Source organism: Aquabacter sp., from assembly GCF_965279295.1.
Taxonomy (GTDB): domain Bacteria; phylum Pseudomonadota; class Alphaproteobacteria; order Rhizobiales; family Xanthobacteraceae; genus Aquabacter.
The window spans coordinates 128,439-141,206 of the sequence record NZ_CBDIHQ010000010.1; the positions used below are offsets into that span (position 1 = coordinate 128,439).

Here is a 12,768-nt window from a genome sequence, read left to right on the forward strand (position 1 = left end):
TGTCAAGGACACGTCCGCCGCAGATAACTTATTGATTTAACTGAAAAATTCGTTCGTGTGCGGCGCGGCGCGGCGTATCAGCTCACCTCGCGTAACCGCTCGGCACTCTGAAGATCCACCGAGACCAGCCGCGAGACCCCCCGCTCCGCCATCGTAACACCGAACAATCGGTTCATTCGCGCCATGGTGATGGGATTGTGCGTGATGGTCAGGAAACGCGTATCGGTCAGGCGCGTCATTTCGTCCAGCATGGTGCAGAAGCGCTCCACGTTGGCATCGTCCAGCGGCGCGTCCACTTCATCCAGCACGCAAATCGGCGCCGGATTGGTGAGAAACACCGCGAAGATCAGCGCCATTGCGGTGAGTGCCTGCTCGCCGCCGGAGAGCAGGGAGAGGGTCTGGGGCTTCTTGCCGGGCGGTTTGGCGATGATGTCCAGCCCTGCCTCCAGCGGATCGTCCGCATCCGTGAGAATGAGTTGCGCCTCGCCACCCCCGAACAGCGTGTCGAACAGCTTGCGGAAATGGGCGTCCACGACCACGAACGAGGCCTGAAGGCGTTCGCGTGCCTCGCGGTTGAGGCTCTGGATGCCCGCCCGCAGCCGCTTGATGGCTTCGGTGAGGTCATCCCGCTCGTTGGTGAGTGTCCCGTATTGGGCTTCCGCCTCCTGAAGCTCCAGATCGGCCCGCAAATTCACCGCCCCGAGCCGCTCACGCTCGCGCCGCGCGCGGTCGAGCGAAGCCTCGATGTCGCCCAGCGGCGGCACGGGAGCGTCGGGCTGTAGCCCTGCGGCCTCCCTGGCGCTCTCCGGAGAGCCGCCGAAAGCCTCCGCGATCTCGCGAGCCGCGTCGTCCCGGCGCTGGCGGGCGCCTTCTACTCGCGCCTCTGTGCGGGCGCTCTCCTCACGGGCAGCGGCCATAGCCTCGAGCGTATCGCGCGATGCGCGGTCGGTCGCCGCCAGCACCGATTCGCCTTCCACGAGCCTATCTGCTGTGGCCCGGCGGGCGGCTTCGGCGGTTTCCAACTCGGAAAGCAGTGAGCGTCTCTTCAGGATCAGTTCGGCGGGCGCCTCCTCGGTGGCAGCCAGTTCGTCAGCCGCCTCCGCGCGCCGCGCTTCAAGCGCGGCGATGCGCGCAGCCGCGCCGCCCGCCCGCTCGCGCCAGGACCGTTCCTCTCCAGCGATCGCCTCAAGCCGCTTCGCCCGCGCCGCGCGTTCGCGCTCATGGCCCGCGGCGGCGGCCCGGGCTTCCGCGAGTGTCGCGCGCGCCTGGGCGGCCTCCCCTCTGGCGGTGGCCAGATCAGCATCGATCAGCGCCGGCGCTTCCAGAGCCGCGAGCCCGGCTTCCGCTTCGGCCACCCTGTCCTCGCCTTCCTCGCGGCTGGCGGCGATGCGCACGCGCGCCTCCTCCAGCGCGGAGAGGCGGGCGGCGTGCTGACTGGCCTTGCGCTCGGCGGCGGCCTCGGCTTCGCGCGCCTGCTCGGCGACGCGCTGGGCGGTCCGTCGCGCCTCGCGGGTCTGCACCTCCTGCGCCGCAGCCGCCTTCAGGCGGGAATCCAGCGTGGCGGCATCGGCGCGGATCGTGTTCAAGACGCGGCGCGCCTCCTCAACCTCGGCATTGAGGTCGGCAAGGCGATTGCGTTCCGCGAGGCGGCGGGCGGCCGGGGTGGGGGCGTCAGCCGCGGCGACGAGCCCGTCCCACCGCCACATATCGCCTTCACGGGACACCAGCCGCTGCCCCGGTTTCAGCAGGGCCTGGAGCCGGGATCCCTCGCCTCTGGGGACAATGCCCACCTGGGCAAGGCGGCGGCCGAGCGCGGGCGCGCCATCCACGAAGTCGGCGAGCGAAGCGGCTCCCTCGGGCAGCGCGGGATCGGTGGAGACCAACGCGGCGCCGGCCCATCGGGCGGTCGCCCGGTCATCCACCGGCAGATCCAGATCATCGCCCAGCGCAGCACCCAGCGCGGTCTCGAAGCCCTTGGAAACGCGCAGCAGGTCGACAACAGGTGGAAACCGCCTATCGGCGGACTGAAGCAGCTTTTCCAAAGTGCGCGCCTCGGCGTCGAGGCGCCCAAAGGCGCGCTCGGCCTCGCCGAGGCGGGGTCGCAGTGCCTCCACCGTTTGGCGGGCATCCGCATGGGCGGCTTCGGCGGTGCCAGCGACCTCTTCGGCGACCTCAAGCCGCTCACGGGCAATATCAGCCGCTTCGCGCCGGCGCTCCAGATCGGCTGTGCCGGCTTCCTGGGCCAGCCGCGCGGCTTCCGCCTCCACCGAGGCGCGCTCGGCGGCATTGCGCATGAGCCGCGCACGCGCATCGCGCACTTGCGCTTCGAGGGCGGAGCGCCGGGCACCAACATCGGCATAGGCGCGCGTGCGCTCCTCCAGCGCTTGTTCGGCGAACACCACCCGCCGCTCCGCATCCGCGACCGCAAGCATGGTATCCGTGGCGGCGGCGACCGCCTGTTCCTGCTCGGCGCGCAAGCCGTCCGCCTCATCCTCCAGCCGGTCCAGCACGCCTGAAGCATCGGCGGAAAGCGCGTCCTCACGAGCCATATCCTGAACCAGTTGCACCATGCGGCGCTCAAGTTCCTGTCGCCGGGCGGCAAGGCGGCTTTCCTCCCGGTCCAGTTCGGTGCGGGCCAAGGTGAGGCGCTGTAACCGGGCCGCCGCCTCGGCCTCGGCCTGGCGTAGGCCGGGCAAGTGATGCGCGGCTATCGCCTGAAGGCGGGCCGCCTCGGCCTGGGCGCGGGTTCGCTCGGCCACTTCGCGGGTGCCGGCCTCCACCGCGCGCTCGGCATCGGCAAGCTGGGTGGCGGTCTCGCGCCAGCGCAGCCACAGCAGCGAGGCTTCATATCTGCGCACGTCGTCGGAAATGGCCCGGTAGCGCACCGCTTGGCGCGACTGGCGCCGCAGCCCCTCGATCTGTGCGGCGATCTGCACCACCACGTCTTCCAGGCGCAGCAGGTTAGCCTCGGCCGCCTTCAGGCGCAGTTCCGCCTCATGGCGTCGGGCATGCAGGCCGGCGACGCCCGCCGCCTCCTCCAGAATGCGTCGACGCGCCGCCGGCTTCGCGCCGACGATCTCGCCGATCTGACCTTGCCGCACCAGGGCAGGCGAGCGAGCGCCGGTAGAAGCATCGGCAAACAGAAGGTGCACGTCTCGGGCGCGCACCTCACGGCCGTTGATCCGGTAGTGGGAGCCTGCGCCCCGATCGATGCGGCGGACCACCTCCAGCGCGTCGCTATCATTGAAGGCGGCGGGAGCGGTGCGGTCGCTATTGTCGAGATGCAGCATCACCTCGGCGGCATTGCGCGCCGGACGGGTGGTGGTGCCGGCAAAGATGACGTCGTCCATGTCCTGGGCGCGGAACGCCTTGTGGGAGCTTTCCCCCATGGCCCAGCGCATGGCTTCCACCAGATTGGACTTGCCGCAGCCGTTCGGCCCCACGACGCCGGTGAGGCCGGGCTCGATCAGAATCTCTGTCGGCTCCACAAAGGTCTTGAAACCCAGGAGCCGGAGGCGGGTGAACTTCATTGCGAGGCGGTGTGCCAGCCTTTGCCGGTTGCGGTCAAATGCAGCGTGAGGGCGCAGAGGGGCCGGAGCAAGGCCAAGGGTTGCGCGGTCCACAGCCTGCGCCCCGAAATCCCCGGCTTGCGGAGCGTTTGGACGAACCACCAGCGCATTCAGCGGCAAACCCGCATCATCCCCGCCTTCCCTCCGAGCCTCCGGCGCTCTAGAAGCGTTCCCGGCAATTGCGCTTGCCTGAGCGCGCACCATCTATGGGGCAACGCGGGCACGCGCTTTTCCGAGCTTCAAGGACGAGGACATATGCTGCTCAATCAGGCAGGGGACGTGAACGGCACGACGGCGGGCGCCGACGATCTCGTCATCGACACCACCACACAGACCTTCATGGTCGATGTGATCGAGGAATCGCGGCGCCGTCCGGTGCTCGTGGACTTCTGGGCGCCCTGGTGCGGCCCGTGCAAGACGCTCGGCCCGATCATCGAAAAGGCGGTCAAATCCGCCAAGGGCAAGGTCAAGCTCGCCAAGATGAACATTGACGAGCATCCCGCGATCGCCGGCCGCCTCGGCATCCAGTCCATCCCCGCCGTCTACGCCTTCGTCAACGGCCAGCCGGTCGACGGCTTCACGGGCGCCCTGCCCGAAGGCCAGGTGAAGGCTTTCATCGAGCGCCTGCTGGGCGGGGCGGTGGATGCCGACGTCGCCGAAATCCTCGCCGCCGCCGAGCAGGCACTGACTGAGGGCGATGCCCCCGGTGCGGCCGAGATTTTCGCCCATGTGCTTGGCGCGGAGCCGGAGAACCTGAAGGCGTTCGGCGGACTGGTGCGCGCCCAGGTGCTGGGCGGCGCGCTGGAGGAAGCCAAGGCAACGCTGGATATGGTCCCCGCCGGCAAGGAAAACGACCCGGCGATTTCCGCCGCGCGCGCCGCGCTGGATCTGGCGGAACAGGCCGCCTCGCTCGGCGACATGGCCCCTCTGGAGGCGGCCGTGGCCGCCGATCCGGCCGATCATCAGGCGCGCTTCGATCTCGCCTTGGCGCTGAACGCCAAGAACCAGCGTGATCAGGCGCTCCAGCACCTGCTGGAGATCGTCAAGCGTGACCGCACCTGGGACGAGGACGGCGCCCGCAAGCAGTTGGTGCAATTCTTCGAGGCGTGGGGGCCGACCGATCCGCACACCGTTGGCGGACGCAGGAAGCTCTCGACGATCCTCTTCTCCTGAGCGTGATTGCCCGGCAGGCCTCGCACTCTCCATTTTGAAAGACCCGGACCATCGTGGCCGCGCATCGCTCATATAACGCTCCCGGCGACCTGCCCGCGGTCGCCCCCGTCTTCCCGCTGTCGGGGGCGCTGCTGCTGCCGCGCGCCGAACTGCCGCTCAACATCTTCGAGCCGCGCTACCTGGAAATGGTGGATGACGCGCTGGCGGGCGGGCGTGTGATCGTCATGGTGCAGCCCGACGAATCCAAGCCGGAGGGCGAAGCCGGGCCGCGCCTGTTCCAGATGGGCTGCCTTGGTCGCCTCACCCAGTTCGCCGAGAGCGGAGACGGCCGCTATCTCATCACCCTCACCGGCATTTCCCGGGTGCGGATCGGTGAGGAAGTGGCGACGGATACCCCCTATCGCCAGTTCCATGTGGATGCGGCACCTTTCTCCGGGGATTTCGAAGAAGGGATCGGCGAGGACAAGGTGGATCGCTCCGCGCTGCTCGGAGCGTTGGCGGACTTTCTAGAGGCCAACAAGCTGGAAGCGGACTGGGAAGGCATCCAGCAGGCCGGCACCGAGACGCTGGTGAACGCGCTCTGCGTGATGTCGCCGTATGGCGCGCTGGAAAAGCAGGCGCTGCTGGAGGCCAAGGACCTCAAGGAGCGGGCCGACATGCTGGTGGCCATCACCCAGATGATGCTGGCCCGCATGCCGGGCGACGACGGCGAGCCCTCCCTTCAATAGCGGTCATGCAAGCCGCGTATTGCCGCTGAAATTATACACCCTCGAATAAAAAAGGCCCCGCGCGAGCGGGGCCTTTTGTTTCTGGCGGCGGATTGCGCCGGAGATTACTCCCCGAAGCTGGGCTGCTCCACCGGCGCCTGCTCCTCATCGCCGCCCTCGGGCCGCTCGGCGCGCGTGCGATAGCGGCTGCGACGGCGACGGGTCCCCGTGGCGGCTGCATCACCGGCTTCCGGAACCTCGGGCGCAGCGGCAACAACAGCTTCCGCCACTTCAACGCGCGGCTGCTCGTCCTGCGCGACGTCCCGCGTGGGGACTTCACGCACAGGAGCTTCACGCGGCTCGCCGCGCCCGCCACCCGTGATGAAGGACGGCAGGCCCAGGGGCTGGGCATCCTCGTCCCGCGCAAACCGCTCGACACGCTCGGGGCGTTCCACACGCTCCGGACGTTCGACCCGCTCGGGCCGCTCTACGCGTTCCGGACGCTCGGCTCGCTCCTGGCGGGGCGGACGGGGCGGACGGGGTGCGTGCCCCCCGTTCTGGTCGTCTTGGCGCGGCGGACGCGGTGCATAGCCGCCGTTCTGGTCGTCCTGGCGAGGCTGGCGAGGTACGTACCCGGTATCTTCCTCGGGGCCACGGCTTCGGTTCTCGCGCGGCGCCTGGTAGCTCTCGCCGCCCTGGTCATCGCGGTTGCCGCGCTGCTGGTAGGCATTCTGACGATTGTCGCGAGGCTGACGATCGTCCCGCTGCGGGCGATCATCGCGGGGCTGGCGATCATCGCGTTGGGGGCGATCATCGCGGCCTTGGCGCTGCTCGCGGGGCTGGTAATTGTCCCGCTGCTGATAATTGTCGCGAGGCTGAAAGGTCTCGCGCGGCTGATAGGCCTGCGGTGCTTCCATGCCGCCCATGTCCTCGCCCTCCTCCTCGCCCTCTTCGTCCTCAGGGCGGCCGAAGCCTTGCTGCGGGGCGAACTGAGCCTGAAGGGTCGCGATAAGGCGCAGATAGTGCTCGGCATGCTGGTAGTAGTTTTCAGCCGCCACATAGTCCCCGGAGGACTGGGCATCGCGCGCAAGCTGCTGATATTTTTCGGCAACATGATGCGCCGTACCGCGCACCTTCACGTCGGGACCGTTCGATTCGTAGACCCGCGTCAGGGGATTGGAGCCACGCCGGGGAGGGTTCTGCCGGCCGCGCATGCGCTTCTGCTGACCATTTCTCATCTGGATCGTTCTCTACTCGCTCGGCTTGAAGTCGCCGGTTTGCCGCCGGAACCAGAGCGCTGCGGCCAAAGCCGAACGTCGCCTCCCGGGGAAAGACAAGGCGGATAACCGCCGTTCACGGCTGAGGGCAACGCCCCTGGCCTGTTGAAGTAAACCCTTGAAAAATCAGGATCCGTTCGAACCATGAGCCTCGCTACGCGCATCTGCGCGGCCAGCCAACCCGCCCTCCGCGCAGCCACACCGGACATGCGCGCGAGAAACAGGATAATGCGTTCGTCCCGCAAAGGAGGGCGCGGCGCGGTCTAGGCGCACCGCCAACTCACCTTTCGTCACACCCGAATGATCTGTTCAGATTTCGGGAGTGCGCTTCAGTCCCGTGGATCTCGTCCATGGACCGATGCATCGGTTCGACTCCTGAGATAGGACACTATCGAGTTCGCTCCACCCTTCCAAGCGGTTTTTTCGTGGCTCCGTGCGGCTCCACGCCCTATCGACGCCATGCAGCGAGCGCCCGCGCAATGCCTCCGAGGTCGCGGCGGGCCGGACGCGAGACATTGAGCCCCGCATCACGCAGCAGATGCGCCACCGCCGCCTCCTGCCCGACACCCAGTTCGAGGACGCAGGCCCCGCCCGGTACCAGCAATCGGGGAAGCGCGGCGGCTATAGTCGCATAGGCGTCAAGGCCTTCGCGCCCCCCGTCCAGAGCCGTTTTGGGATCGTGTCCCCGCACCTCAACGTCAAGGCCGGCAATGTCTGCGCTGGGAATATAGGGCGGGTTCGACACGACGAGATCGAACGGCCCCGCCAACGCTTCCGCCCAATCGCCCGCAAGGACCTGCCCGCGGCTAGCAAAACCCAGACGTGCCAGATTGTCGCGCGCCGTCAAAGCCGCACCCATTGAGCGGTCCACGCCAATCCCTGTGGCATTGGGCAACTCCTGGAGCAAGGCCGCAAGGATCGCCCCGCTGCCTGTTCCGAGGTCGAGGACGCGTAGCGCTACGCTTCGGTCCGGAATCAGCGACAGCGCCTCCTCCACCACCGTCTCGGTATCCGGACGGGGCACGAGCGTTTCCTTGGAGAGACCGAAGGGCAGGCTCCAGAATTCCTTTTGGCCCAGGATGCGCGCCACCGGCTCGCCCGCGATCCGGCGCGCCAGCAGGTCCTCGGCTCGACCGGCCTCGACCAGCGACACAGGCTCGTCGGAGAGCAGGGCGGCGGGATCAACGCCCAGCGCGAAGCCGAGCAATAGTCGCGCGTCGAGATCGGCGCCGGGAATACCCGCCTGCCTCAGGCCCTCGGCCATCAGCCGGCGCATGTGCGTGCGGGTGGGCGCGCGCACCGCCTTACCCCTCGGCGGAGGCCATCAGCTCCGCCTGATGCTCAGTGATGAGGGCGTCGAGAATCTCGTCCAGCGCCATGCCTGCGATCACCTCCTCCAATTTATAGAGGGTCAGGTTAATGCGGTGGTCGGTCACACGGCCCTGAGGGAAATTATAGGTTCGGATGCGCTCGGAGCGATCGCCCGATCCCACCTGTCCGCGTCGGTCGGCGGCGCGGCTCTGCTCGGCGCGCTGGCGCTCCGCGTCCAGCATGCGCGCGCGCAGCATCGCCATGGCCCTCGCCTTGTTCCGATGCTGGGACCGTTCGTCCTGCACCGCCACCACGATGCCGGTGGGAATATGGGTGATGCGCACCGCGCTCTCTGTCTTGTTCACATGCTGCCCGCCGGCGCCCTGGGCACGGTAAACGTCGATCCGCAGATCGCTCTCGTTGATGTCCACGTCCACCTCCTCCGCCTCGGGTAGAACGGCGACAGTGGCGGCGGACGTGTGGATGCGTCCCGACCCCTCCGTATCCGGCACGCGCTGGACACGGTGGACGCCGGATTCGAACTTCAGCCGCGCGAAGGCGCCCGCACCGTGGAGGGCGGCGATGACTTCCTTGTAACCGCCCATGCTGCCCTCGCTTTCCGAGAGCACCTCCACCGACCAGCCCTTTTCGGCGGCGTAGCGGGTATACATGCGGAACAGATCGCCTGCGAAAAGCGCCGCCTCGTCGCCGCCGGTGCCGGCGCGCACTTCCAGGATCACGCCGCGCGAATCCATGGCGTCCTTGGGTAGCAGGGCGATGCGCACGGCGGCCGTCAGGCGCTCGAGTTCGCCCTCAAGGCGCTCCAGTTCGCTCTGGGCGAGGGCGCGCATCTCGGCGTCGGTCTCGGGATCGTTCAGCATCTCACGCGTGTCAGCGAGATCGCGGGCGGCGAGGCGAAGCGCGCGAACCTCCTCCACCACCGGGGTCAGCTCGGAGAATTCACGCCCGAGCCGAACATACTCCTCGCCCTCCGCTCCAGCGGCGAGCATTGCCTCGACCTCGCCGTGGCGTGCGACCAATTGGTCAAGCTTGGCGATTGGCAGTCTGGCGAGGAAATCTTCGCTCAAAGCGGCAATCCGCTGAGATCGGCGAAGGCACGCAGGGTGCTGCGCACGTCCACCGTCCCGGATGTGTCGGCGAGAAGGGGCAGGAGCACCGCGCGGGCCGCCCCGACGTTAAGCTTCAGTATGGTCGCCTTCACCGGCCCGATTGCGGCCGGCGACAAAGACAGCGAACGGTAACCCAGCGCCGCAAGCGCCACCGCCTCAAGCGGACGCGATGCCAGTTCGCCGCACAGTGTCACGGGCTTGCCGTGCCGCTCACCCGCCTCCGCGACTGCGCGGAACGCCCGCAGCGCGGGCGGGGAAAGCGGGTCGAACCGGTCGGCCACGCGCACATTGCCCCGGTCGGCTGCGAACAGGAATTGCACGAGGTCGTTTGACCCAACCGAAAGGAAATCCACCCGCGAGAGAATTTCATCGAGCTGGAACAGCAGCGAGGGCACTTCCACCATGGCACCCACGAACACCCGCTCCGGCAGGCCGTGGCCGTGCTTGCGTAAATGGGTCAGTTCCCGCTCCAGGATCGCCTTCGCCTGATCGAACTCGGAGGCTGCGGCGACCATGGGAAACATGATGCGCAGATCGCGCCCGGCGCCCGCCCGCAGCAGGGCGCGCAACTGGCTGCGCAGCAGGCCGGGCCGGTCCAGGCCGAGGCGGATCGCCCGCCAGCCGAGAGCAGGGTTCTCCTCCTCGACGGTGCGCATGTAAGGCAGCACCTTGTCGCCGCCGATATCCAGCGTGCGGAACGTCACCGGGCGGTTTCCCGCCGCATCAAGGACCGCGCGATAGAGCTTCAGTTGCTCCGAAATGCGCGGGAAGGCCGAGGCGATCATGAACTGGAGTTCGGTGCGGAACAGGCCGATACCCGCCGCGCCGGTCTCTGCGATGTGCGGCAGGTCCACCAGCAGGCCGGCATTCAGGTTCAAATCGATGACGATGCCGTCACGCGTGATGGAGGGCTCGTCACGCAGGGCAGCATATTGCGCCTGCCGACGGGCGCGGAAGCGCACCTTCTCGGCATAAGCCGCCTCGACATCGCCGGGCGGGCGCAGATGAACTTCACCGGCCTGCCCGTCGACAATGACAGGGTCGCCGGGCTCCACAAGGCTGGCGGCATTCGCCACCTGACCCACCGCCGCGATTCCGAGCGCCCGTGCGACGATGGTGACATGGCTGGTCGCCCCACCCTCCTCAAGCACAAGGCCCCGCACGCGGGTGCGGTCGTAATCCAGCAGCGCCGCCGGGCTCATGTTGCGGGCGAAGATCACCGCATTCTCGGGGAGGTCTTGCCGGTCGGCACCGCGCCCGCGCCCGGTCAGTTCGCGCAGCAGCCGGTTGGCGAGATCGTCCAGGTCGTGCAGGCGTTCCCGCAGATAGGGATCGGAGGCGCGCATGATGCGCGCACGGGTATCGGACTGGACGCGCTCCACCGCCGCCTCGGCGGTCAGCCCGGTGAGCACCGCCTCGCGCATCTTGCGCATCCACCCCCGATCATGCGCGAACATGCGGTAGGCTTCGAGAATCTCGCGGTGCTCGCCGGCCTTGGAAAGGCCGTCCTCCTCCAGCAGGCGGTCGATGGACGCCCGCAGCTTGTCGATGGCGCCGTCGAGCCGGGCGGTTTCGCCCTGCACGTCATCGGCAATCACGTTGGTGACGATGACGCGCGGCTCGTGTAGCACCACATGGCCAAGCCCGAGGCCGTCGGCGAGCGGAACGCCCGTGAGATGGACGGGCCGGCGCACCGCAGGCTCGGCGCCGGGCCGGGCCAGAACCGTGAGTTCACCCGAGGCGATCATCTCCGCCAGCACCATGGCCGTGGTCTGAAGCGCCTCGATCTCCTCCTCGGCATAGGTGCGGTGGGCGCGATTCTGCACCACCAGCACGCCGAGCGTGTTGCCAGCGCGCAGGATCGGCACGCCCAGGAAGGAATTGTAGATTTCTTCGCCGGTTTCCGGCCGGTAGGAGAATTCCGGGTGGTTCTGCGCGTCGGAGATGGCGACCGGCTCGGCCTCGCGGGCAACGTGGCCGACGAGGCCCTCGTTCACGCGCATAACAGTCTGATGGACCGCGTCTCGGTTCAGACCTTCCGTAGCGTACAGCTCAAGAGTCTGGTCGACCCGCAGCACATAGACCGAGCAGACTTCCGCCACCATATTGGCAGCGATAAGCACCACGATCTTATCAAGGCGGTCCTGCGCGCTGACCGGCTCCGCCATCACCTCGCGGAGGCGTCTCAGGAGCACGCGGGGGCCGCCGAGCGCGCCACGCATCGACCGCATCCTTAAAAAATAACCTAGAGACCGCAGACCCGGAATGGGTTGCCGGTGGCGCCCCCAGCGCCAAGGGACCGCTACAAGACAACAGCTAGCTGTCGAGTCCGTATAGCGAATGGAGAGTCCGCACCGCAAGCTCGGTATAAGCCGCTTCGATCAGGATCGAAATCTTGATCTCCGATGTGGTGATGGCGAGGATGTTGATGCCCTTTCCTGCCAAGGCGTGGAACGCCTTCGCCGCAACGCCGGCATGCGAGCGCATGCCGATGCCGATCACCGACACCTTTACCACATCCGCCTCGCCTTCCAGCGTTTCGTAGCCGATGCTCGCCCGCGCCTGCTCGAGCGCGACCTTGGCGCGGTCGAAGTCGGCCGAGGGCACGGTAAAGGTGATGTCGGTGAAACCGTCAGCCGACACGTTCTGGACGATCATGTCCACATTGATGTGCGCTTCGGCCAGCGGAACGAACACCGCCGCCGCGATTCCTGGCTTGTCGGCGACCCGGCGGATCGACACCTGCGCCTCGTCGCGGGCGAAGGCGATGCCCGTAACCACCTGGGATTCCATCTGGGTCGCCATGATTTCCTCCTCGTCGCAGATCAGCGTACCCGCCGCTTCCGCCACTGCCATGTGCGGGGCATCGGGGTCTTCGAAGCTGGAACGCACGAATGTGCGGACCTTATGCACCATGGCAAGCTCGACCGAGCGCACCTGAAGCACCTTGGCTCCCAGGGATGCCATTTCCAGCATTTCCTCGAATGCCACCTTCGCCAGGCGCCGGGCGCGCGGCACCATGCGTGGATCTGTCGTGTAGACTCCGTCCACGTCGGTATAGATGTCGCATCGATCTGCGCCTATGGCGGCGGCGATGGCAACTGCACTGGTGTCGGAACCGCCCCGCCCCAGCGTCGTGATCCGCCCAGTCGGCAGATGCATGCCCTGGAAGCCGGCGATAACCGCCACCTCGCCCTCGTCCATGCGCTCGGTCAGGTCGGCGCCGTCGATTTCGAGGATGCGGGCGGAGCCGTGGGCATCGTCCGTGGAAATGGGAATCTGCCATCCTTGCCAGGAGCGAGCGGTGACGCCAATGTTTTGGAGCGCGATGGCGAGCAGGCCCGAGGTCACCTGTTCGCCGGAGGCGACCACCGCGTCATACTCGCGGGCATCGTGAAGATTGGAGGCATCGCGCACCCAGCCGACCAGTTCATTGGTCTTGCCCGACATGGCGGAAACCACCACCGCCACCGAATAGCCGGCATCCACCTCGCGCTTCACATGACGCGCAACGGTGCGGATGCGATCGATTGTGGCGACCGAGGTGCCGCCGAACTTCATCACCAGCCGAGCCATGGCTCGCGTCTCTCTTCAAAAAAGG

General features: G+C 67.5%; 8 protein-coding genes. 2 read left to right on the forward strand and 6 right to left on the reverse strand.

The window, feature by feature from the left end; genetic code table 11:
• Positions 1 to 77: 77 nt before the first annotated feature.
• Complete coding sequence (smc, locus tag ADADO0_RS04090; RefSeq protein WP_511303814.1) at positions 78 to 3,530, reverse strand: chromosome segregation protein SMC; 3,453 nt, start codon at positions 3,528 to 3,530, stop codon at positions 78 to 80.
• 294 nt (positions 3,531 to 3,824) lie between these two features.
• On the opposite strand from smc, the gene trxA reads away from it, so the two are divergent.
• A complete protein-coding gene (gene trxA, locus ADADO0_RS04095; RefSeq protein WP_511303815.1) occupies positions 3,825 to 4,742 on the forward strand; it encodes a thioredoxin in 918 nt (305 codons plus the stop codon).
• A 53-nt stretch (positions 4,743 to 4,795) separates the two neighbouring features.
• Positions 4,796 to 5,470: an LON peptidase substrate-binding domain-containing protein gene (locus ADADO0_RS04100; protein ID WP_511303816.1), complete on the forward strand. Its 675-nt coding sequence runs from the start codon at positions 4,796 to 4,798 to the stop codon at positions 5,468 to 5,470.
• 104 nt (positions 5,471 to 5,574) lie between these two features.
• Here the strand turns inward: ADADO0_RS04100 and ADADO0_RS04105 are convergent, their stop codons facing one another.
• The 5 genes from ADADO0_RS04105 to ADADO0_RS04125 form a co-directional block, all read right to left on the reverse strand.
• The gene (locus ADADO0_RS04105) at positions 5,575 to 6,687 is read right to left on the reverse strand and encodes a DUF4167 domain-containing protein (RefSeq protein WP_511303817.1); all 1,113 of its coding nucleotides are present in this window, start codon (positions 6,685 to 6,687) and stop codon (positions 5,575 to 5,577) included.
• Positions 6,688 to 7,174: 487 nt separating this feature from the next.
• A complete protein-coding gene (gene prmC, locus ADADO0_RS04110) occupies positions 7,175 to 8,002 on the reverse strand; it encodes a peptide chain release factor N(5)-glutamine methyltransferase (protein ID WP_511303885.1) in 828 nt (275 codons plus the stop codon).
• 28 nt (positions 8,003 to 8,030) lie between these two features.
• Positions 8,031 to 9,125 carry a peptide chain release factor 1 gene (prfA, locus tag ADADO0_RS04115; RefSeq protein ID WP_511303818.1) on the reverse strand — a complete coding sequence of 365 codons (1,095 nt, stop codon included), beginning with the start codon at positions 9,123 to 9,125 and terminating at the stop codon, positions 8,031 to 8,033.
• Positions 9,122 to 11,389 carry a phosphoenolpyruvate--protein phosphotransferase gene (ptsP, locus tag ADADO0_RS04120; RefSeq protein ID WP_511303819.1) on the reverse strand — a complete coding sequence of 756 codons (2,268 nt, stop codon included), beginning with the start codon at positions 11,387 to 11,389 and terminating at the stop codon, positions 9,122 to 9,124. The genes prfA and ptsP overlap by 4 nt, the downstream gene beginning before the upstream one ends.
• Before the next feature lie 94 nt (positions 11,390 to 11,483).
• Positions 11,484 to 12,743 (reverse strand): aspartate kinase, encoded by a 1,260-nt coding sequence (locus ADADO0_RS04125; protein ID WP_511303820.1) that lies wholly within the window; start codon positions 12,741 to 12,743, stop codon positions 11,484 to 11,486.
• Positions 12,744 to 12,768: the final 25 nt, after the last annotated feature.

Bases quoted from the DNA above. Each gene is read 5' to 3' on its own strand.
- smc (WP_511303814.1), bottom strand. From the start codon at position 3,530: ATGAAGTTCACCCGCCTCCGGCTCCTGGGTTTCAAGACCTTTGTGGAG.
- trxA (WP_511303815.1), top strand. From the start codon at position 3,825: ATGCTGCTCAATCAGGCAGGGGACGTGAACGGCACGACGGCGGGCGCC.
- ADADO0_RS04105 (WP_511303817.1), bottom strand. From the start codon at position 6,687: ATGAGAAATGGTCAGCAGAAGCGCATGCGCGGCCGGCAGAACCCTCCC.
- prmC (WP_511303885.1), bottom strand. From the start codon at position 8,002: ATGCGCCGGCTGATGGCCGAGGGCCTGAGGCAGGCGGGTATTCCCGGC.
- ptsP (WP_511303819.1), bottom strand. From the start codon at position 11,389: ATGCGTGGCGCGCTCGGCGGCCCCCGCGTGCTCCTGAGACGCCTCCGC.
- ADADO0_RS04125 (WP_511303820.1), bottom strand. From the start codon at position 12,743: ATGGCTCGGCTGGTGATGAAGTTCGGCGGCACCTCGGTCGCCACAATC.